The organism is Bradyrhizobium sp. SZCCT0148 (genome assembly GCF_018129985.1).
Lineage (GTDB): Bacteria > Pseudomonadota > Alphaproteobacteria > Rhizobiales > Xanthobacteraceae > Bradyrhizobium > Bradyrhizobium japonicum_H.
Map to the genome: position 1 here is coordinate 382,028 of NZ_JAFCKT010000002.1, position 21,623 is coordinate 403,650.

General features: G+C 63.7%; 19 protein-coding genes. 5 read left to right on the forward strand and 14 right to left on the reverse strand.

The features are described 5' to 3' along the window. Position 1 precedes the first annotated feature (1 nt). Entirely contained in the window at positions 2–1,003 is a 1,002-nt protein-coding gene (locus JQ580_RS10255) for a 2-hydroxyacid dehydrogenase (protein ID WP_212279868.1), read from the reverse strand. A 340-nt stretch (positions 1,004–1,343) separates the two neighbouring features. Here JQ580_RS10255 and JQ580_RS10260 point away from each other — a divergent pair, with 340 nt between their 5' ends. Continuing rightward, positions 1,344–1,874: an SH3 domain-containing protein gene (locus JQ580_RS10260; RefSeq protein ID WP_212279870.1), complete on the forward strand. Its 531-nt coding sequence runs from the start codon at positions 1,344–1,346 to the stop codon at positions 1,872–1,874. 64 nt (positions 1,875–1,938) lie between these two features. Here JQ580_RS10260 and irrA read toward each other — a convergent pair whose 3' ends face one another. Next, a complete protein-coding gene (gene irrA, locus JQ580_RS10265) occupies positions 1,939–2,430 on the reverse strand; it encodes an iron response transcriptional regulator IrrA (RefSeq protein ID WP_094894280.1) in 492 nt (163 codons plus the stop codon). Positions 2,431–2,783: 353 nt separating this feature from the next. Between irrA and fabA the strand changes: the two genes are divergently transcribed. The 3 genes from fabA to fabI all read left to right on the forward strand — a co-directional run bounded on the left by fabA (position 2,784) and on the right by fabI (position 5,507). Next, positions 2,784–3,305 (forward strand): 3-hydroxyacyl-[acyl-carrier-protein] dehydratase FabA, encoded by a 522-nt coding sequence (gene fabA / locus JQ580_RS10270; protein WP_212280230.1) that lies wholly within the window; start codon positions 2,784–2,786, stop codon positions 3,303–3,305. 39 nt (positions 3,306–3,344) lie between these two features. After that, positions 3,345–4,568, forward strand: coding sequence for a beta-ketoacyl-ACP synthase I (fabB, locus tag JQ580_RS10275; protein ID WP_212279872.1), 1,224 nt, complete (start codon positions 3,345–3,347; stop codon positions 4,566–4,568). 138 nt (positions 4,569–4,706) lie between these two features. Beyond that, positions 4,707–5,507 carry an enoyl-ACP reductase FabI gene (gene fabI, locus JQ580_RS10280; RefSeq protein ID WP_212279874.1) on the forward strand — a complete coding sequence of 267 codons (801 nt, stop codon included), beginning with the start codon at positions 4,707–4,709 and terminating at the stop codon, positions 5,505–5,507. A 104-nt stretch (positions 5,508–5,611) separates the two neighbouring features. On the opposite strand, the gene JQ580_RS10285 is transcribed toward fabI, so the two are convergent. From JQ580_RS10285 to JQ580_RS10300, 4 genes are all read right to left on the reverse strand, one after another. After that, positions 5,612–6,208: a glutathione S-transferase family protein gene (locus JQ580_RS10285; protein WP_212280231.1), complete on the reverse strand. Its 597-nt coding sequence runs from the start codon at positions 6,206–6,208 to the stop codon at positions 5,612–5,614. A 136-nt stretch (positions 6,209–6,344) separates the two neighbouring features. Then, positions 6,345–7,298, reverse strand: a complete 954-nt coding sequence (locus tag JQ580_RS10290; RefSeq protein WP_311982443.1) for a hypothetical protein — start codon at positions 7,296–7,298, stop codon at positions 6,345–6,347. Continuing rightward, complete coding sequence (locus JQ580_RS10295) at positions 7,256–7,735, reverse strand: GNAT family N-acetyltransferase (RefSeq protein ID WP_212279876.1); 480 nt, start codon at positions 7,733–7,735, stop codon at positions 7,256–7,258. The genes JQ580_RS10290 and JQ580_RS10295 overlap by 43 nt, the downstream gene beginning before the upstream one ends. Positions 7,736–7,742: 7 nt before the next feature. Then, a complete protein-coding gene (locus tag JQ580_RS10300; protein ID WP_212279878.1) occupies positions 7,743–8,669 on the reverse strand; it encodes a hydrogen peroxide-inducible genes activator in 927 nt (308 codons plus the stop codon). A 114-nt stretch (positions 8,670–8,783) separates the two neighbouring features. On the opposite strand from JQ580_RS10300, the gene katG reads away from it, so the two are divergent. Beyond that, the gene (katG, locus tag JQ580_RS10305) at positions 8,784–10,952 is read left to right on the forward strand and encodes a catalase/peroxidase HPI (protein ID WP_212279880.1); all 2,169 of its coding nucleotides are present in this window, start codon (positions 8,784–8,786) and stop codon (positions 10,950–10,952) included. A 113-nt stretch (positions 10,953–11,065) separates the two neighbouring features. Here katG and JQ580_RS10310 read toward each other — a convergent pair whose 3' ends face one another. The 8 genes from JQ580_RS10310 to nusA form a co-directional block, all read right to left on the reverse strand. Then, positions 11,066–11,797 (reverse strand): superoxide dismutase, encoded by a 732-nt coding sequence (locus JQ580_RS10310; RefSeq protein ID WP_249134079.1) that lies wholly within the window; start codon positions 11,795–11,797, stop codon positions 11,066–11,068. 199 nt (positions 11,798–11,996) lie between these two features. Then, the gene (pnp, locus tag JQ580_RS10315) at positions 11,997–14,153 is read right to left on the reverse strand and encodes a polyribonucleotide nucleotidyltransferase (RefSeq protein ID WP_212279882.1); all 2,157 of its coding nucleotides are present in this window, start codon (positions 14,151–14,153) and stop codon (positions 11,997–11,999) included. A 379-nt stretch (positions 14,154–14,532) separates the two neighbouring features. Continuing rightward, positions 14,533–14,802, reverse strand: coding sequence for a 30S ribosomal protein S15 (rpsO, locus tag JQ580_RS10320; protein ID WP_008131787.1), 270 nt, complete (start codon positions 14,800–14,802; stop codon positions 14,533–14,535). Positions 14,803–14,804: 2 nt separating this feature from the next. Then, a complete protein-coding gene (gene truB / locus JQ580_RS10325; protein WP_212279884.1) occupies positions 14,805–15,941 on the reverse strand; it encodes a tRNA pseudouridine(55) synthase TruB in 1,137 nt (378 codons plus the stop codon). Beyond that, positions 15,938–16,372 (reverse strand): 30S ribosome-binding factor RbfA, encoded by a 435-nt coding sequence (gene rbfA / locus JQ580_RS10330; protein ID WP_212279886.1) that lies wholly within the window; start codon positions 16,370–16,372, stop codon positions 15,938–15,940. Before rbfA ends, truB begins: the two co-directional genes overlap by 4 nt. 154 nt (positions 16,373–16,526) lie before the next feature. Beyond that, on the reverse strand, positions 16,527–19,235 hold the full coding sequence (infB, locus tag JQ580_RS10335; protein ID WP_212279888.1) for a translation initiation factor IF-2: 2,709 nt from the start codon (positions 19,233–19,235) through the stop codon (positions 16,527–16,529). A gap of 69 nt (positions 19,236–19,304) precedes the next feature. Beyond that, positions 19,305–19,988, reverse strand: a complete 684-nt coding sequence (locus JQ580_RS10340; protein WP_212279890.1) for an RNA-binding protein — start codon at positions 19,986–19,988, stop codon at positions 19,305–19,307. A gap of 23 nt (positions 19,989–20,011) precedes the next feature. Beyond that, the gene (gene nusA / locus JQ580_RS10345) at positions 20,012–21,622 is read right to left on the reverse strand and encodes a transcription termination factor NusA (protein WP_212279892.1); all 1,611 of its coding nucleotides are present in this window, start codon (positions 21,620–21,622) and stop codon (positions 20,012–20,014) included. Position 21,623 lies beyond the last annotated feature (1 nt).

Here is a 21,623-nt window from a genome sequence, read left to right on the forward strand (position 1 = left end):
CTCAGAGCATGCTTGGCAGCACGCGATCCGGCGGCTTGTGGGCGTCGAGAAAGGTGCGGATGTTGATGATCACCTTCTCGCCCATCTCGACGCGGCCTTCGATCGTGGCCGAGCCCATATGCGGCATCAGCGTCACCTTGCCGGCCCTGGCGAGCCGCACCAGCTTCGGGTTGACCGCGGGCTCGTGCTCGTAAACGTCGAGGCCGGCGCCGGCGATCTCGCCGCCTTCGATCAGCTTGATCAGCGTGTCCTCGTCGGTCACCTCGCCGCGCGCGGTGTTGACGATGTAGGCGTCTTTCCGGATCAGCTTCAGCCGCCGCGCCGAGAGCAGATGATAGGTCGCCGGCGTGTGCGGACAGTTCACCGAGATGATGTCCATCCGCGCCAGCATCTGGTCGAGGCTTTCCCAATAGGTCGCGCCAAGCTCTTCGGCGATGACGGGCGCCACGGGACGGCGGTTGTGGTAGTGGATCTGCAGGCCGAAGGCGCGGGCACGGCGCGCCACTGCCTGACCGATGCGGCCCATGCCGATGATGCCGAGCCGCTTGCCGCCGATGCGGTGGCCGAGCATCCACGTCGGCGACCAGCCGGCCCACGGCTTTCCTTCGGTCAGGATCGAGGCGCCTTCGATCATTCGCCTCGGCACGGCAAGGATCAGCGCCATGGTCATGTCGGCGGTGTCCTCGGTCAGGACTTTCGGCGTGTTGGTGACGGTGATGCCGCGGGCATGCGCGGCCGCCACGTCGATATTGTCGACGCCGTTGCCGAAATTGGCGATCAGCCGCAGCTTGCAGTCGGGCTGGTTCACGATGTCAGCGCTGATATGGTCGGTGACCGTGGGAACCAGCACGTCGGCGGTGCGTGCGGCTTCAGCGATCTGGTCCGCGGACATCGGCGTGTCCTCAAGATTGATCCGCGCGTCGAACAATTCGCGCATCCGGGTCTCGATCGAATCCGGCAGCTTGCGCGTCACCACGACGAGGGGCTTTTTCTTCACCGACATGTCCTGCTCTCATGAGGCGTCGCAAGCCGCCTCTGTCGCCAAAGGCCGGTCGTTGAGGTCTCATTAACCCGGTTGTTCGACACTGCCCTTGCCGTGTCCGTCCCCGGCGTTTCCTTCAAGCTCTCCCGATAATTCCGGCCGGAAAATCGGGGCAAACTGGTTGTTCAGATGCCCGTCCTCTCTAGCAGAAGGCCGGGCCAAGACAAGAACCACGGGTTAAGGCTTGAAGGAGCCGGCTTGGGGAACACCCGCGCGGGGCGGGTCAGGGGGTGGCGCGGCAGGTTTTGGAATTTGGGGTGAGGACCGGGCTCGGGCCGGGTCTTCGACAGGAGACGGGTTGATGGCGTTGGGGCGTTTTTGTACGGTGATGGCGCTCGTATGTACCTGGTTGAGCGCTACGGTCTCTCCCTCGCATTCGGCGAAGGACACCACGCCCCAGACCGCGAGCGGCCTGCCGGTGCCGCGCTATGTCAGCCTCAAATCGGATCATGTGAACGTCCGTGCCGGCCCGACCAAGGACAATGACGTGGCCTGGGTCTACACCCGTTCGGGGCTGCCGGTGGAAATCACTGCCGAATTCGAGAATTGGCGCCGGGTGCGCGATTCCGAAGGCGCCGAGGGCTGGGTCTATCACTCGCTGCTGTCGGGCCGCCGCACCGCGGTCGTCACCATGAAGCACAAGGACGAGCTCGCCCCGATCTACGATCGCGCCGATCCCGACAGCGCCGTTGCCGCAAAACTCCAGGCCGGCGTCGTCACGCAGGTGAAGAAGTGCGCTGCAAACTGGTGCCGCGTCACCGGCAATGGCTTCGACGGCTGGATCCAGCAGGAACGCCTCTGGGGCGTGTATTCGGACGAGCAGGTCAACTGACGCTGCAAACGAAAATGGCCGGGACGAGCCCGGCCATTTGGCCTCGGATTGATTTCGGTAGATCTCAGCGTTTCTTGCGCAGGCGCACCACCATGTCGATGCGGGCGATCTCATAACCCTCCGGCACCTCCGGCATCTTGGACAGCGCCAGATGCGGATCCTCGATGTCGACCAGCTCATGGCTGTTCTCGAGGTAATAGTGGTGGTGGGTGGTAACGTTGGTGTCGAAATAGGTCTTGGTGCCGTCGACACTGACCTGCCGGAGCAGGCCGGCATCGGTGAGCTGGTTCAGCGTGTTGTAGACGGTCGCCAGCGAGACCGGGACCTTGGCCAGCGTCGCTTCCTCGTACAGCATTTCAGCCGTGAGGTGGCGGGCACCCTTGCCGAACAACAGCCAGCCGAGCGCCATGCGTTGGCGCGTCGGACGAAGCCCCGCGGACTGGAGCATTTCGTTGACGTCGTGCCAGGGGCAGCCGGTCAAAGCCGGCTGGCGGCCAGACAAGAGGGCCGCGGCATGGACGTCGTCGTCGTGATGGGGCGCGGTATTCTCGTTCATTTCCAGACTTCGGCACGCGTGAACAATATGTATCTGCAATATAAGAACAGAAAGATGCAGATGCAAGTTTCTCGCAACTAGAGAGGTTCTAATCAGGCTTGGAACCGGCCGGGGATCGCGTCATTTTACCTTCATGTATCAGCTTTGCCACCTGAAATGGCCTGTGTTAGAGAGCGCGCGGTTCCGCTTAGCCGATTTCTGGCGTCGCCGGGCATCGAGGCTCGGTTCGCAGTCCATCCGGGGCAAGCGGGCGCAGCGCCTGACAGTGGCAATTGGCGTTGCTCTCCGACCGAGACGGGGCCCATTTTCGCCAAGAAGCGCCGCTCAATCGGATATCAAACAGAGGCTCGTGCATGCTGAACAGGCGCAACGGTTACGAATACGAAGATCTGCTGGCCTGTGGCCGCGGCGAGATGTTCGGCCCCGGCAATGCTCAGCTGCCGTTGCCGCCGATGCTGATGTTCGACCGCATCACTGAGATCAACGACAATGGCGGCGAGTTCGGCAAGGGACTGGTGCGCGCCGAGCTCGACGTGAAGCCGGACCTCTGGTTCTTCGGCTGCCACTTCAAGAACGATCCGGTGATGCCCGGCTGTCTCGGCCTCGACGCGCTGTGGCAAATGGTCGGCTTTTTTCTGGGCTGGACCGGCGGCGAAGGTCGCGGCCGCGCGCTTGGCTTGAACGAATTAAAGTTCAGCGGTCAGGTGCTGCCCGAGGCCAGCAAGGTTGTGTACAACGTCGATATCAAGCGCGTGATGCGTTCAAAGCTCGTCCTTGGCATCGCCGATGGATGGCTTTCGGTCGATGACCAGATTATCTATCGCGCCAAGGACTTGAAGGTCGGCCTGTTCAAGCAGGGCACGGACCTGGGCTGAGCGCATCACCAAGACAACAATGATTGAGGCGAGGCTGTCATGAGGCGGGTTGTGGTCACCGGGATGGGCATTGTCTCGTCGATCGGAAACAACACCCAGGAAGTGCTTGCGAGCCTTCACGAGGCGAAGTCAGGCATTTCTCGGGCTGAGAAATATGCCGAACTCGGCTTCCGTTCGCAGGTGCAGGGCGCGCCGACGCTCGATCCTGCAACGGTGGTCGACCGCCGCGCGATGCGTTTCCTCGGTCAGGGCGCGGCGTGGAATCACGTCGCGATGGAGCAGGCGATCCAGGACTCCGGCCTGTCGCCCGAGGAAGTCTCCAACATTCGCACCGGCATCATCATGGGCTCCGGCGGCCCGTCCGCCCGCACCATCGTCGAATCCGCCGACATCACCCGCACCAAGGGACCGAAGCGCGTCGGACCGTTTGCAGTGCCGAAGGCGATGTCGTCCACGGCTTCCGCGACGCTTGCGACCTGGTTCAAGATCAAGGGCGTGAACTATTCGATCTCTTCGGCCTGTGCGACGTCGAACCATTGCGTCGGCAACGCCTATGAGACGATCCAGATCGGCAAGCAGGACGTCATCTTCGCCGGCGGCTGCGAGGAACTGGACTGGTCGCTCTCCGTGCTGTTCGACGCCATGGGCGCGATGTCCTCGAAGTACAACGACACGCCGGCCACCGCGTCGCGTCCCTACGACGTCAACCGCGATGGCTTCGTCATTGCCGGCGGCGCCGGCGTGCTGGTGCTGGAAGAGCTCGAGCATGCCAAGGCGCGCGGCGCGCGCATCTACGGCGAGATCGTCGGCTACGGCGCGACTTCGGACGGCTACGACATGGTGGCACCCTCGGGCGAAGGCGCCGAGCGCTGCATGCGCATGGCGATGTCGACGGTGAAGACCAAGGTCGACTACATCAATCCGCATGCGACCTCGACGCCGGCCGGCGATCCTCCGGAGATCGACGCGCTCCGCCGCGTATTCGGAAGTGGGGAGAAGTGCCCGCCGATCTCGGCGACCAAGGCGCTGACCGGCCACTCGCTGGGCGCCACCGGCGTGCAGGAGGCGATCTACTCGCTGCTGATGATGAACAACGGCTTCATCTGCGAGAGCGCGCACATCCAGGAGCTCGATCCCGTGTTCGCCGACATGCCGATCGTGCGTAAGCGCATCGACAACGTCAAAATCGGCACCGTGCTGTCGAACTCGTTCGGCTTCGGCGGGACCAACGCCACGCTGGTAATCAGCCGGCTGGACGTGTGACGCCCTTGCTGGCGCAGCGTTGAATTTCTCGTCATGGCCGGGCCCGTCCCGGCCATCCACGTCTTGGCTTCAGGCTGCAAAGGGCGTGGATGCCCGGGACAAGCCAGGGCATGACGAAGAGCGGAAGGTGATCTTGACATGGAAGGTCTGATGAAGGGCAAGCGCGGTCTGATCATGGGCATCGCCAATGATCATTCGATCGCCTGGGGCATGGCGAAGACGCTGCATGCGCACGGCGCCGAGCTCGCCTTCACCTTTCAGGGCGAGGCGCTGGGCAAACGCGTCAAGCCGCTGGCCGAATCTCTCGGCGTGGAATTGGTGCTGCCGTGCGACGTCGAGGACATCGCCAGTGTCGATGCGACCTTCGACGTGCTCCGCGAAAAATGGGGCAAGCTCGACTTCGTCATCCACGCCATTGGCTTTGCCGACAAGAACGAGCTGAAGGGTCGCTACGCCGACACCAGCCGCGAGAACTTTTCGCGCACCATGGTGATCTCCTGCTTCTCGTTCACGGAGGTGGCGAAGCGCGCCGCCGAGCTGATGACCGAGGGCGGCAGCATGATCACGCTGACCTTCGGCGCCTCCGAGCGCGCGATGCCGAACTACAACGTGATGGGCGTGGCCAAGGCGGCGCTGGAAGCCTCGGTGCGCTATCTCGCCTCCGATTTCGGACCGCGCGGCATCCGCGTCAACGCGATCTCCGCGGGCCCCATCCGCACGCTTGCGGGCTCCGGCATCGGCGAGGCGCGCGCGATGTTTGCCTTCATGCAGAAGCATTCGCCGCTCCGTCGCGGCGTCACGCTGGATGACCTCGGCGGCTCGGCGCTGTATCTGTTGTCGGATCTCTCGGGCGGCGTTACCGGCGAGATCCACTATGTCGATTCCGGCTACAACACCATCCTGATGCCGCGGCCGGACGATTTGAAGACCTCGGAGTAGGACTTGTAGGGGGCAAGGAGCGCAAGCGACGTGCCCACCGTCTCTCAATAATTGCAGATCGTGGGCACGGCCAAAGCGCCGTTGCCCACTGTACGAGAGCAGCTTCAACCCGCTGCGATCTTCTCCGCACGCTGGAACGCCGGCCGCGCGATGCAGCGCGCGAGATAGGCATCGAAGGCGGGGCGCGACGGCACCATCTTGAACTGCCGCACCGCAAAGTTCAGGCCGGAGCCGATCGTGACGTCGGCCGCGGAAAATTTCTCGCCGAGTATCCACGGCCCCTTGGCAAGCGCGGCCTCGAGCACGTCGAACACCTGCGTCGCGCTGCCCCAGGCCGCGGTCGATGTCGGGATCTCGATCTTGGTAAAGATCTGGATGATGGCGGGCTCGATGCAGCCAGGCGAGAAGAACAACCATTGCAAATAGCGCCCGCGCTGGGGATCGACTATGTCGGGGGCGAGCTTGGTCTCGGGATACCGGTCAGCGATGTAAGCGCAAATCGCGGCGGCCTCGCCGAGTGCGACATCGCCGTCAGACAGTGCCGGCACCTTGCCCATCGGATTGACTTTGAGGAAGTCCGGCGTTTTTTGCGCGCCGGTGGAGATATCGGTCAGCACGCGCTCATAAGGCAGGCCGCTCTCCTCCATCAGCCAAAGCGTCGTAAACGAGCGCGAGCGGGGCGACCAATAGAGCTTGATCATGACGGGGAACCTTCCATCGGCGTGATGCGGGCCAAGCTTATTCATCGCGTGTCTGCTTTGAAATCGCAACGTGCTATGCTTGGTTCAATGTCGCGTTCGGCTGTCAACAATCTCGGTTGACGCGAAAGAGTGCGTCTCAGTCCTGCTTCAGATAGCCCGGAAGCCCCCGATCGAGCCTGTCGGTCACGAGTGCCCGCGTTCTCTCGCGCAGCGCCACGTTTGCCGAAGCTGTCTCGGGCGGATCCGGGAAGAGCGAATTGTCGAGTTTCGTGATCGGGTCTTCAAACAGACGCATGCTTGTGGCGAGGTTCGCGCCGATATCCGTCAGGGGGCGCTTGATCTGTTCGTAGCTGCGGCCGTCAATCAGCGTAATCGCAACATTGGCGAAAAGGTGGGAGTGCCGAATCAAGCTGCCGAGCCCCTGGTTGTAGGTGCCGATGCCGTTCAGCGTCATGTTCGAGTTCGGCAGCTTCGTCTTGAAAGTGGTTGCGACGAGATAGCGATCGCAATTCGCATTCGCGGTGAACCCCTTCACGATCACCGGTAGAGTCTCTTTGGGGTCCGGGATGAAGATCGCCTTCGCATGATAGAAGGGATCGAAGGCGCCCTTGGGATAAGCGATCCTGCGTATCGAGGAATCGTTGTTCGTTGCCGCGCGCACGCGTGCGAAAACGAGATCATCGAGACCCCAGTCGATCGGGACCTCCTTTGCTTCCGCCTCGAAGATTGTCACGCCGAACTTCTGTACGGAGTAATGCTCGCCGATTGCCGAGATTACGCCGAGACGGCACGGACCGCTGTTCATCTGCTCGGCTGGTTTGACCGCCGCAGCTTTCGGCTTCGTCGCCGCTTTCTTGACGGTCGGCTTCGACGGAGCCGTGGGTGGCGAGGTGGCTGCAGGAGGAGTTTGGGCTGCTGCCAGAGCTAAAGACGACAGCAAAAAGATCGCGGAAGCAGCAGATCGAATCATGGATTCAAGGGCATCAGCAGCGGGAGAATTTCGATCATGCCACCCTAGATTAGGACGGCGACAACCGCAAGCTGCAGTCAGGAGGCCGTCGCCTGTCCGACCGGTCGCAACCGCTTCCACCGATAGTACTTCATCATGAACCCGTTCGACGGCTCGATCTCTTGCTTCTCGAACACAAAACCTTCGCGTTCGTACCAGCGCCAGGCTTTCTCGTTCTCGCGGACGCAGCGCAGGTGCATCTCCTCCGGCATCTGCGTGCGGGTGAAGGCGAGTAATCTCCGGCCGAGCGATTGGCCCTGATAGGCCGGCGCGACGAACAGCATGTCGAGATAGAGTTTTGGCACATGCAGCGCCAGCATGGCGGCGATCGTGCCGCGATCGTCGGCAACGAACAGGCTCCAGCCGTCCGCGATCTCGCGCCGGATGCGTGCGCGCAGGTTTGCCAGCAGGAAGTCGCTGGCCTCGTCGAGGCCGGTCGAGACCCAGCTCTCCATCCAGACCCGGCCGACCTCATCGTATTCGTCTGTGCGCGCGGGGCGGATGACGGGATGCGGCATCGACAAGCTAAGCCCTTTGGTTGCGCACGGATTGTCGTGCACGCACCTTGCCGGCCGACAGGCACACCACCTCGGAAATCTGCAGCAGCTGCCGCGCCAACGGGCTGGTCTTGCGCCAGACCATGCCGATCGTGCGGGACGGCTCGGGGGCGCGGAAGCGCGCGAGCGATACCGAGGCCGATCGCGTCTCCACCGGCACGGCCATCTCCGGGATCAGCGTCACGCCGATGCCGGCGCTGACCATCTGGACCAGCGTCGACAGCGAATTCGCATCCAGCATCTCGCGCGGCGGCGCAGATTGCATGTTGCAGAACGACAGCGCCTGATCCCGGAAGCAGTGTCCTTCTTCAAGCAGCAACAGCCGCATCTCCCGCATCATCTCGCGCGAGGGCACCGGTGTGCCTTCATCTGAGGCCGGCCGGACCAGCAGGAATTTCTCGTCGAACAGTGCGACCTCGGTGAGCGAAGGCTCGGACACCGGCAGCGCGACGATGGCGGTGTCGAGCCGGCCGTCCACCAATTCCTGGATCAGCCGGGGTGTCATCGTTTCGCGGACGCGAATATCGAGTTCCGGATGCATACGGGTGAGATTCTTGGTGATCTTGGGTAGCAGATAGGGCGCGATCGTCGGGATCATCCCGATGCGCAACCGTCCGGCGAACCGGTCCTGCGAGGCTCGGGCGAAATCGCCGAGCTCGTCGACCGAGCGCAGGATGTCGCGGACCCGTGGCGCGAGCTCTTCGCCGAACCGGGTCAGCGCCACCTGCCGCGCGCTTCGCTCCAGCAGCAGGCCGCCAAGCGCGTCCTCCAGTTCCTTGATCTGCATCGACAAGGCCGGTTGCGAGATCGAGCTGGCCTCCGCCGCCCGGCCGAAATGGCCGTGACGCGCCAGCGCATCGAAATACCGGAGCTGGCGCATCGTCACGTTGGCCATCAGAAAATCCTATCGCAGCGATCACTAAAGTCAACTTCCCCTGATGGACTGCGGGGCTTAGAGTGTTTCTACCTGGTCAAAGGCGCGAGTTCGACGCCACCAGAGGAGGTATTCATGGACGACACTTCGAAGTGCCCGTTTTCGGGTGGAAAACGCGTACCGGCGAACCGCGATTGGTGGCCGACCCAGCTCAGCATCGAGACGCTGCACAAGAATTCCGCCAAGTCAGACCCGATGGACAAGGACTTCGACTACGCGAAGGAGTTCAAGTCGCTCGATCTGAACGCGGTCATCAAGGACCTGACCGCTCTGATGACCGACTCGCAGGAATGGTGGCCCGCCGACTTCGGTCACTACGGTGGCCTCATGATCCGCATGGCCTGGCACAGCGCGGGCACCTACCGCACCACCGACGGCCGCGGTGGCGCGGGTGCCGGCCAGCAGCGTTTCGCACCACTCAACAGCTGGCCCGACAACGCCAATCTCGACAAGGCGCGCCGTCTGCTCTGGCCGATCAAGCAGAAATACGGCCGCAAGATTTCATGGGCTGACCTGATGGTGCTCGCCGGCAACGTCGCGCTGGAATCGATGGGCTTCAAAACGTTTGGCTTTGCCGGTGGCCGCGTCGACGTCTGGGAGCCGGAAGAGCTCTATTGGGGTCCGGAAGGCACTTGGCTGGGCGATGAGCGCTACAGCGGCGAACGCGAGCTCGCCGAGCCGCTCGGCGCGGTGCAGATGGGCCTGATCTACGTCAACCCGGAGGGTCCGAACGGCAAGCCGGATCCGGTCGCCGCGGCCAAGGACATCCGCGAGACCTTCGCGCGCATGGCGATGAACGACGAGGAAACCGTCGCGCTGATCGCGGGTGGCCACAGCTTCGGCAAGACCCATGGTGCAGGCGATCCCTCGCTGGTCGGGCCGGAGCCGGAGGCGGGCGCGCTCGAGGATCAGGGCCTCGGCTGGAAGAGCAAGCACGCGTCGGGCCATTCGGGCGACACCATCACCAGCGGTCTCGAGGTGACGTGGACGACCACGCCGACGAAGTGGAGCAACAACTTCTTCGAGAACCTGTTCAACTTCGAATGGGAGCTGACGAAGAGCCCGGGCGGTGCGAATCAGTGGACGGCCAAGGGTGCCGACGCCATCATTCCCGACGCTTTCGACAAGTCGAAGAAGCATCGGCCGACGATGCTGACCACCGACCTCTCGCTGCGCTTCGATCCGGCCTATGAGAAGATCTCGCGGCGCTTCCTCGAGAACCCCGACCAGTTCGCGGACGCCTTTGCCCGCGCCTGGTTCAAGCTCACCCATCGCGACATGGGTCCGATCCCGCGTTATCTCGGCCCGCTGGTGCCGAAGGAGACGCTGATCTGGCAGGATCCGATCCCGGCCTTGAATCACGAGCTGGCCAGCGATCAGGACATTGCCGCTCTGAAGACCAAGATCCTGGCCTCGGGCCTCTCGGTGTCCGAGCTGGTCTCGGCAGCGTGGGCGTCGGCCTCGACGTTCCGCGGTTCGGACAAGCGCGGCGGCGCCAACGGCGCGCGCATCCGTCTTGCCCCGCAGAAGGACTGGGAGGTGAACGAGCCCGCCCAGCTTGCGAAGGTCCTCGGCAAGCTCGAAGCGATTCAAAAGGACTTCAACGCGTCGTCAGGCGCGAAGAAGGTTTCGCTGGCCGACCTGATCGTGCTCGGAGGTACCGCGGCGGTCGAAAAGGCCGCCAAGGATGCTGGCGTCGACGTGAAGGTCGGTTTCACCCCGGGCCGCATGGATGCCTCGCAGGAGCAGACCGACGCTGCCTCCTTTGCTCCGCTGGAGCCGCGCGCCGATGGTTTCCGCAACTTCATCGGCAAGCGGCATCAGTTCATGCAGCAGGAGGAGGCCCTCGTCGATCGCGCGCAACTGCTCCGGCTCACCGGTCCGGAGATGACGGTGCTTCTTGGCGGCCTGCGCGTGCTCGGCGCCAATGCGAATGGTTCGAAGCACGGCGTCCTCACCTCGAAGGTGGGAACGCTGAGCAACGACTTCTTCGTCAACCTGCTCGACATGAGCACGCAGTGGTCCCAGGCGGCTGACGGCACCTATGAGGGCCGCGACCGCAAGACCAATGCGGTCAAGTGGACCGGCACGCGCGTCGACCTGATCTTCGGCGCACACTCGCAGCTCCGGGCCTACGCCGAGGTCTATGCCACTTCGGACGCCAAGGAGAAGTTCGTCAGGGATTTCGCCAAGGCCTGGACCAAGGTGATGAACCTCGATCGCTACGACATCGTGCGCCAGTAACGCCACCTCCTCCTCTCCCTTGCGGGAGAGGGGGAATGACGCCCTGAAGCATCTCTCATTCGAGGAAAGGGCGGCCCGAGAGGCCGCCCTTTTATCGTGGTCGCTGTGAGCGGTCACACGCCGAGTGTACCGGCCTTGGCCGCGGCGTAGCGTTCGCCGACGACTTTCCAGTTCACCGTGTTCCACCAGGCCTTGAGATAATCGGCGCGACGGTTCTGGTAGTTCAGGTAATAGGCGTGCTCCCAGACGTCGTTGCCGAGCAGCGCGCGCTTGCCGTCCATCATCGGGTTGTCCTGGTTGGGGCGGGTCTCGATCGCGAGCTTGCCATCCTTGCTGACTGTCACGAAGACCCAGCCGGAGCCGAATACGCGTCCGCCGGCAGCGTTGAAGTCGGTTTGGAATTTCTCCATGCCGCCGAGGTCGCTGTCGATCGCGGCGAGCACCGCACCTTCCGGCTTGCCGCCGTTCGGGCCCATGATTTGCCAGAACATCGTGTGGTTGGCGTGGCCGCCCATGCTGTTGCGAACGCCGGTGCGGATGGCCTCCGGCACGGCATTGAGATTGCCCAGCACTTCACCGACTGGTTTTTCCGCGATCTGCGGATTGTCCTTGGCGAAATTGTTCAGGTTGGTGATGAACGCCTGGTGATGGCGGTCGTGATGGATCTCCATCGTCTTGGCATCGATATGCGGTTCCAGCGCGTTCGCCGGATAGGCCAGAGGATCGAGCTTGAACGGACCCGCGGGCGCCACGGCGGCCTGCGCGAACACGAGGCGCGGAGCCGCTGCAGCGGCAACAAGGCCTGTTGCAGCGAACATGAGACGGCGCCGGGATATGGATGACATGTGGTTCTCCTGTCTGGGGACGATCTGCTGATCAAGCGTGAGAACAGCTACGCAGCACCGACCCCCGACGGTTTCGATCACAGTCATTGTGACGCAGCGGCGGAATCGCGCATTGCTATCTCGAGGATGCCCGCGGCAGACAGCCAACAAAAAGGGCGGCCTTTCGGCCGCCCTTCGTGTGTCTGATGGTGCTCGGCGATTACTCGCCGGCCGCTTCGCGCGGAGCCTTCTCGGCGTCGCCGACCTTGCCTTCGAGGTCTTCGCCGGTGGTCTGGTCGACGACCTTCATCGACAGGCGGGTCTTGCCGCGGTCGTCGAAGCCGAGCAGCTTGACCTTGACCTTGTCGCCTTCCTTGACGACGTCGGAGGTCTTCTGCACGCGGCTGGACGCGAGCTGGCTGATGTGGACGAGGCCGTCCTTGGAGCCGAAGAAGTTCACGAAGGCGCCGAACTCCATCACCTTGACGACGGTGCCGTCATAGATCTGGCCGACTTCCGGATCGGAGGCGATCGACTTGATCCACTTGATCGCGGCCTTCATCGCCTCGCCATCAGAGGAGGCGACCTTCACGGTGCCGTCGTCCTCGATGTTGACCTTGGCGCCGGTCTTCTCGACGATCTCGCGGATCACCTTGCCGCCGGTGCCGATCACTTCGCGGATCTTGTCGGTGGCGATCTTGAAGGTCTCGATGCGCGGCGCGTATTCGCCGAGCTCGGCGCGGGCGTTGGTCAGCGCCTTGGACATCTCGCCGAGGATGTGGATACGACCATCCTTGGCCTGGGCGAGCGCCACCTTCATGATTTCTTCGGTGATGCCCTCGATCTTGATGTCCATCTGGAGCGAGGTGATGCCTTGCTCCGTACCGGCGACCTTGAAGTCCATGTCGCCGAGATGGTCCTCGTCGCCGAGGATGTCCGAGAGAACCGCAAAGCGCTTGTCTTCGAGGATCAGGCCCATCGCGATGCCCGCGGTCGGCCGCTTCAACGGCACGCCGGCATCCATCAGCGCGAGCGAGGCGCCGCAGACCGAAGCCATCGAGGACGAGCCGTTCGACTCGGTGATCTCCGACACCACGCGCGTGGTGTAGGGGAATTCGTGATGCGGCGGCAGCACCGGGTGGATCGCGCGCCAGGCCAGCTTGCCGTGGCCGATCTCGCGGCGCTTGGTGCCACCGAGGCGACCGGTCTCACCGACCGAGTAGGGAGGGAAGTTGTAGTGCAGCAGGAACGTCTCTTTGTACGTTCCCGACAGCGCGTCGATGTACTGCTCGTCTTCGCCGGTGCCGAGCGTGGTCACGACCAGAGCCTGGGTCTCGCCGCGGGTGAACAGCGCCGAGCCGTGGGCGCGGGGCAGCACGCCGACTTCGGCGACGATGTTGCGGACGGTCTTGCTGTCACGGCCGTCGATGCGCTTGCCGGTGTCGAGAATGTTCCAGCGAACGATCTTCGCCTCGAGCTCCTTGAATACGCCGGAGATGCGCAGCTTGTCGTATTTCGGCTCCTGCCCTTCGGGGAAGTAGTGGGCAATCACCTTTTCCTTCACCTTGCCGACCGCGGCGTAGCGATCCTGCTTGACCGGAATGGCGTAGGCGGCGCGCAGCTCCTGCTCGACGAGGCCGAGCATTTCCTTTTCGAGCGCGGAATTGTCGATGGTGGTGACTTCGCGCGGCTCCTTGGCGGCCTTCTCGGCGAGCTCGATGATCGCGTTGATCACCGGCTGGAAGTGGCGATGACCGAACATCACGGCGCCGAGCATGATGTCTTCGTTCAGCTCCTTGGCTTCCGATTCCACCATCAGCACGGCGTCGGCGGTGCCGGCGACCACGAGGTCGAGCTGGGTGTCCACCATCTCGTCGAGCGTCGGGTTGAGGATGAACTCGTCATTGGCGAAGCCGACGCGTGCCGCGCCGATCGGGCCCTTGAACGGCGCACCCGACAGGGTCAGCGCCGCGGACGAGGCCACGAGCGCGACGATGTCGGGATCGTTTTCCATGTCGTGCGAGAGCACGGTGACGATCACCTGGGTCTCGTTGCGCCAGCCGTCGACGAACAGCGGACGGATCGGGCGGTCGATCAGGCGGGAGACCAGCGTCTCCTTCTCGGTCGGACGGCCCTCGCGCTTGAAATAGCCGCCGGGAATGCGGCCCGCAGCGTAGGTCTTTTCCTGGTAGTCGACGGTCAGCGGCAGGAAGTCGACGCCTTCGCGCGGCGACTTCGCGGCGACGACGGTGGCGAGAACCACGGTCTCGCCATAGGTGGCGACGACGGCGCCGTCGGCCTGGCGGGCGATCTTGCCGGTTTCCAGCTTGAGAGGGCGTCCGCCCCAGTCGATCTCGACTGAATGCTTATTGAACATAGAGGTCTTCTTTCATGGGTTCTCGAAAGAAGGGACGGCTCTCGAAAAACAAAAACCATGCGCAAGATTGCGGGACGTTGATCGAAGCGGGCGATCAGCGTCCTGCGATCCTGCCATGGTTTCTGGATTTCGGATGGCATCCATCCTTTCGGGTCATACGGGCGCCTTGCCCGTTGTGCCCAGCCGCCGGATTGCTGCTGGACTGTCAGTCGGCACGAATGCGAATACGCGAATTGCGATCTTCGCTCTTCGTGCCCGGATGCTGGCCGTCAACGGCCCGCGTCCGACGTATGCGCAACTTCGATCAAAAAGCTTGAAATAAGGGCTTTCGTTCGAAACCACGTACGAAAACGCGCGCCGTTGGGCGCGCGCAAGAACTTTAACGACGAATGTTGTGCTTCTCGAGCAGCGCCTTGTAACGCGCCTCGTCACGCTTCTTGAGATAGTCGAGCAGCGAGCGGCGGGTCGAAACCAGCTTCAAGAGGCCGCGACGCGAATGGTTGTCCTTCACGTGGGTCTTGAAATGGTTGGTGAGGTTGTTGATGCGTTCCGACAGGATCGCGACCTGAACCTCCGGCGAGCCGGTGTCGCCGGCCTTGTTGGCATTCGTCTTGATGACTTCCGCTTTGCGTTCTGCGGCAATCGACATCGTCAATTTCTCTCGTTGCGACCGGAGCTGGCAGTCAGGCCGGTCAGGTTGAACACACGCTTGGGGATGATTTCGCCATTGCCGACTTCAGCAAGCGCGAGAAGACGGCCTGCCACCGTGACATAGACTGTGCCGCTACTTGTGGGCGCATCCCGTCCGCGCAACAAAACGGCTTGGCCCCGATGGAGCCTTGCCGCATCAGCCCGAGTGACGGCCAGTGCCGGGATGTCGTCCAGCGCGGTCTCAACGGGCATAAGCGCGTCCGCGAGGCTACCCTCGCCGGACGCGGCTCTATCGCACAAAGCCTCCAACTGATCCAGCGGAATCATGTCGTTTTCGCCAAATGGGCCGACCAGGGTCCGCCTGAGCGCACAGATATGGCCGAAAGTGCCGAGAATCCGACCCATATCGCGGGCCAGCGCCCGGACATAGGTGCCCTTGCCGCATTCGGCCTCGAATATGGCGTGGTCGCTATCCGGTTGATCCACAAGGGTTAAATGGTGGATCTCAACCGGACGGGCCGCCAGTTCCACGATTTCGCCGTCGCGGGCGAGGTCATAGGCGCGCTCGCCCTGGACCTTGATCGCGGAGTAGCGCGGCGGAATCTGCTCGATCACCCCGGTGAAGCGGGGCAACAGGGCCAGGATGGCCTCGCGGGTCGGACGCTGCTCGGAGGTCGCGGTCACCCGGCCCTCGATATCGTCGGTGTCGCGTTCCTCGCCCCAGCACACCGTGAACTGGTAGCGCTTGCGGCCGTCCATGACGAAGGGAACGGTCTTGGTGGCTTCCCCGAGCGCGATCGGCAAGCCCCCCGAGGCGAGCGGATCGAGCGTGCCGGCGTGTCCGGCGCGCTTGGCGTTGAACAGGCGCTTGAGCACCGCCACCGCCTGCGTCGAGGTCATGCCGATCGGCTTGTCGAGCACGACCCAGCCATGGACGTCGCGCCGGTCGCGGCGGACCTGGTTGCCCTTCTGCCTGGTGTTGGCGCGCGGGTCGTTGTTGACGCGGCGCGGCTCCTGATGCGGCTGCGAATTGCCGCTCAGGCCCGCAAGCGTATCGTCCGCAAGATTATTTTTTTGCGCGTCGCGCTGATCGGCCTGTTCGCCGCTGATCGTGTCGTGAGCAGGGTCCATCGTCATCGTTCTTCTTCCCGATCCGTGTCCGGATCCTGTTCCAGATCCTTCTGCACCGCAGGTGTTCTCAAAAGCTTCTCGATCCGTTCCGCTTCGTCGAATCGTTCGTCGACGCGGAAGCGAAGGTCGGGTGCAAATTTCAGGTTAACGCGATGCGCGACCTCGCCGCGCAGAAACTTCTTGTTGCGTTCGAGCGCAGCGATGACGACCTCGGTGTCGCGGCCACCGAGCGGCATCACATAGACTGTCGCGAGCTTCAGGTCGGGTGACATCCGCACCTCCGGCACGGTGATGATGTGACCTTCAAGATCCGCATCATGCACATTGCCTTGCGCCAAAATCTCGGCCATCGCGTGGCGAACCTGCTCGCCGACGCGCAACTGGCGTTGCGAGCCTCCGCCGGGCGCGGAATTTTTCTTCTGATGATGGCGTGGCATTCTCGAAAATCACCTCGTCATGCCCCTGTTTGGGACACGGGCATTGTCATTTGTCTTGTTGAAACGAAGAGGGGTGGATGGCCGGAAAAATCCGGCCATCGCACTCCCGCAATTTCAGCTCAAAAAGATCCCGGCGCTTCGGTAAGATTTGGACTTACAGGGAGCGCTGGATCGTCTCTACGCGGTAACACTCGATCACGTCACCGGCACGCATGTCGTGGTAGTTCTCGAAAGCCATGCCGCATTCCTGACCGGACTGGACTTCCTTCACTTCGTCCTTAAACCGCTTCAGCGTCGACAGCTTGCCTTCGTGCACGACGACGTTGTCGCGGATCAAGCGCACATTGGCGCCGCGTTCCACGGTGCCGTCGGTGACGCGGCAGCCGGCAACCTTGCCGACCTTGGAGATGTTGAAGATCTCCAGGATCGAGGCATTGCCGAGCATGGTTTCGCGCAAGGTCGGCGCGAGCAGACCGCTCATCGCCTTCTTCACGTCGTCCACGAGGTCGTAGATGATGTTGTAGTAGCGGATCTCGATGCCGTTGCGCTTGGCGGCCGCAGCGGCCTCCTTGTTGGCACGAACCGAGAAGCCGATGATCGCGGCGTTGAAACCTTCCGCCAGCGTCACGTCGGATTCCGAGATGCCGCCGACGCCGGCATGCAGGATGCGGGCGGCGACTTCGTCGGTGCCGAGCTTCTCCAGCGAGCCGAGGATCGCTTCCAGCGAGCCCTGCACGTCGGCCTTGATGATCAGCGGGAATTCCTTGCGGCCCGCGGTCTTCAATTGCGACATCATCTGCTCGAGCGAGCCGCGCATGCCGGAGATCGAGGCAGCCGCGTTCTCGCGCTTCTGGTGCGCACGGTAGCTCGTGACCTGGCGGGCGCGGGCTTCGTTCTCGACCACGGCGAGACGATCGCCGGCTTCCGGCGGACCGTTGAAGCCGAGCACTTCGACCGGCACCGACGGACCTGCTTCCTGGACGGTCTCGCCCTGATCCGAGATCAGCGCGCGGACGCGGCCCATCTCGGCGCCGGCGACGATGATGTCGCCGACCCGGAGCGTGCCGCGCTGAACCAGCACGGTGGCGACCGGACCGCGGCCACGATCGAGCTTGGCTTCGATCACGGTGCCCTCGGCCGGCCGTTCCGAATTGGTCTTGAGGTCGAGGATATCGGCCTGGAGCGCGATCATCTCGAGCAGCTTGTCGAGATTGGTCTTGTTCTTGGCGGACACTTCGACGTCGACGACGTCGCCGCCGAACGATTCAACCTGCACCTCGTGCTGGAGCAGCTCGGTGCGCACGCGCTCGGGCTTGGCATCGGGCTTGTCGATCTTGTTGATCGCAACGATGATCGGCACCCGCGCCGCCTTGGCGTGGTTGATGGCTTCGACCGTCTGCGGCATGACGCCGTCATCGGCCGCGACCACCAGCACGACGATGTCGGTGACCTTGGCGCCGCGGGCGCGCATCGCGGTGAACGCGGCGTGGCCGGGCGTGTCGATGAAGGTGATCTTCTTGCCGCTTTCGGGCGACAGCACCTGATAAGCGCCGATATGCTGGGTGATGCCGCCGGCTTCGCCGGAGACGACGTTGGCATGACGGAGCGCGTCGAGCAGCGAGGTCTTGCCGTGGTCGACGTGGCCCATCACGGTCACCACGGGCGAACGGGTCTCGGTGTCGGTCGAATCGTCGGTGGCGTCGAACAGGCCTTCTTCAACGTCGGACGCAGCAACGCGCTTGACGGTGTGGCCGAGCTCTTCGGCGATCAGCTGCGCGGTGTCGGCGTCGATCACGTCGGTGATCTTGTGGATCGCGCCCTGCTTCATCAGCATGCGGATGATTTCCACCGCGCGCTCGGACATGCGGTTGGCGAGTTCCTGGATCGTGATCGCTTCCGGAATGACAACTTCGCGGATCAGCTTTTCCTTCGGCTCGTTCGCGGCATGGCCCTTCAGGCGCTGGGTGCGGCGGCGGAACGACGCGATCGAGCGCTCGCGCACGTCGTCGGCATTGAATGCGGTGACGACGGTCAGGCGGCCGCGCTCCTTCTGCGGGCCAGGCTTGTGGGTGGGCTTGGGGGCCACCACGGGGCGCGCGGCGCCGCCGGGACCGCGGCGGATCTGGCGCGGACCATCATCCTCGTCCGGGCCGGCGGCAACGGCGGGCGCGCGGCCCAACGGGCCACCTGCAGGCCTCGCCGTGGTCGTTCCGGGACGCCCGGTCGATGTTCCCGGGCGTGCCGTGGTGGTGCCGGGGCGCGCGGCGGGAGCGCCGGGGCGCGGCGCCGGAGCGGCGGGGGCGGCGGCTGCGGGGCGCGGCGCGGAAGCCGGCTGCTCGCCTTCGCCAAAACGCTTCTTGGCTTCGGTCTCTGCCTTGCGCTTGGCTTCGTCCTCGTGACGGTGACGCTCTTCCTCGGCCTTGCGGCGGGATTCGGCAGCTTCGCGCTCGATGCGCTCAGCGGCTTCGCGAACGGCGCGGCGCTGGGCCTCTTCCTCGGCCTGGCGGCGCTCTTCGACTTCGCGCACCTTGGCGTCGGCCAGCGCGCTGGCGCGGGCGGAACGTTCGTCCTCGGTCAGCGTGCGCAGCACCACGCCGGATCCGGCGTTGCGCGGCGGCGCCGGGCGCGACGGAGCAGGCGTCGGCGTTGGCGCGGCCGGTGCCGGCTTCGCGACAACGGTGGGAGCCTGCGGTTCGGCACTGCCGTCGATGCGGCGCTTGCCGCGCTTCTCGACCACGACCTGCTTGCTGCGGCCGTGGCTGAAGCTCTGGCGGACAGTGCCCGTTTCGACGCGCGGCTTGAGCGATAGCGTCTTGCTCGGAACGCTCAGCTTTTTGTCGTCCGGGGTCTTGGTATCAACCATTCAGCAGTCCTAATCCTGATTTATCAGTGTTGTGCGTTGCCGCACCGTCCAATCGGGTCGTCGTATCTCTCAGAAATCCTGGCCGGGCTTTTCGGCAGTCTTGTCAGCGTCCGCCATCCGGTATCGGACCAGCATCTGGCTACGCGACAGGAATGACCTGCTCGCCGGGCCCGCGAGCAGGGCAGCATGTATCACATTTGACCGGGTCAGTGCCAAATCCAATTCTAACGATTTCAGCGCCGTGACGACGGTAATTTGCGGCTTGGCGCCGCGATTTCCGGCATTTTGACGCGCCAGCGTGTCCAATTTACGGATTCCGTCCGCAGCCCCGTCGCTGGCGTGGATCAGGACCTCGACCGTGCCTTCCCGAAGAGCGCTTTCGACCTTGCCGAAGCCGGCCACAACCTGGCCGGCCTTGGCAGCAATCCCAAGGGCTTCCGTCACGCTCCGAACCAGGAGCGTCTCGATATCGGCAGGAAGCGTCTGAGGGATGCGCAACTCGCGCTTGAAGGCCTTGCCAAAATGGTGACGCCGGACGGCTTCCGCAACCACCCCGCGGGAGGCGGTGAGCCACATGCCGCGTCCGGGCAGCTTGCGCTTGAGATCTGGAACTACGTCGCCTTGCGGCGAAATGACGAAGCGGATCAGCTCGTCGATCGGCCGGACCTGCCGACTGACCGCGCACATCCGCATGGTCGCGGACCTTTCGGTCCGCGGTCCATGGTCAAGTTCGGGGTCAGTATCGGTGAGCATCCGGGCGACATCCTCCTTCGCCCTTAAGCCGGCTGATCTTCGGTCGCCTCGGCGTCCTCAGCGGGCTTGGCGAGATCGGCCTCGGTGATCCAGCCGGCCTTGACGCGGGCCTGCATGATCATCGCCTCGGCATCGTCACGGGAAATGTCGATACCGTCGAGCGCGCCCGGGAACTTGGTCTGCTCGCCGCCTTCCTTGCGCTCGGTCCAACCGACCAGATCGTCGGTGGCGCAGCCGGCGAGATCCTCGACCGTCTTGATGTCGTTCTCGCCGAACTTCACCAGCATCTTGGAGGTGACGCCTGGCACGTCCTTGACGGCGTCCTCGACGCCGAGCTCCTTGCGGCGGGCCTCGATCTCCGCTTCCTGCTGCTCGAGATATTCGCGGGCACGGTTCTGGAGCTCCTGCGCGGTCTCCTCGTCGAAGCCCTCGATGCCGGCGAGTTCCTTGAGGTCCACCATGGCGAGTTCCTCGACCGAGGTGAAGCCTTCGGACGCCAGCAGCTGGCCGACCACTTCGTCGACGTTCAGCGATTCCATGAAGACGCGGGTGGAATTCTCGAAGTCGGCCTGGCGGCGCTCCGATTCCTCCTGCTCGGTCAGGATGTCGATATCCCAGCCGGTGAGCTGCGAGGCCAGACGCACGTTCTGGCCGCGACGGCCGATCGCCAGCGAGAGCTGGTTGTTGGTGTCAGGCACCACGACCTCGATCCGCTCGCGGTCTTCGTCGATGACGACCTTGGACACTTCGGCCGGCGCCAGCGCGTTGACCACGAAGGTCGCGATGTCGGGCGACCACGGGATGATGTCGATCTTCTCGCCCTGCAATTCGTTGACCACGGCCTGCACGCGCGAGCCGCGCATACCGACGCAGGCGCCGACCGGATCGACCGAGGAATCCCTGGAAATCACGCCGATTTTCGCGCGCGAGCCCGGATCACGGGCAACCGCCTTGATCTCGACGATGCCGTCATAGATTTCCGGCACTTCCTGCGCGAACAGCTTCGCCATGAATTGCGGATGGGTGCGGGACAGGAAGATCTGCGGGCCACGAGTTTCGCGGCGGACGTCGAAGATGTAGGCGCGGACGCGGTCGCCGTTGCGGAAGACTTCGCGCGGCAGCATCTCGTCGCGGCGGATGATGGCTTCGCCACGGCCGAGATCGACGATCACGCTGCCATATTCGACGCGCTTGACGACACCGTTGACGATGTCTCCGATGCGGTCCTTGAATTCCTGATATTGCCGGTCGCGCTCGGCCTCGCGCACCTTCTGCACGATGACCTGCTTGGCCGATTGCGCGGCGATGCGGCCATATTCGAGCGGCGGCAGGGTGTCGGCGATGGTGTCGCCGACCTGGGCGCCGGGATTGGCGCGCTGTGCATCCACCAGCGAAATCTGGTTGGAATGGTTTTCGACCTTCTCGACCACCAGCATGTGGCGCGACAGCCGCAGCTCGCCCTTCTTCGGGTCGATCTCGGCGTGAACGTCAGTTTCGCTGCCGTAACGCGCCCGCGCTGCCTTGGCGATGGCGTCCTCCATCGCCGCGATGACGATACCGCGATCGATCGATTTCTCGCGCGCAACGGCATCGGCGATCTGGAGCAACTCAAGTCGATTGGCGCTGACTGCCATG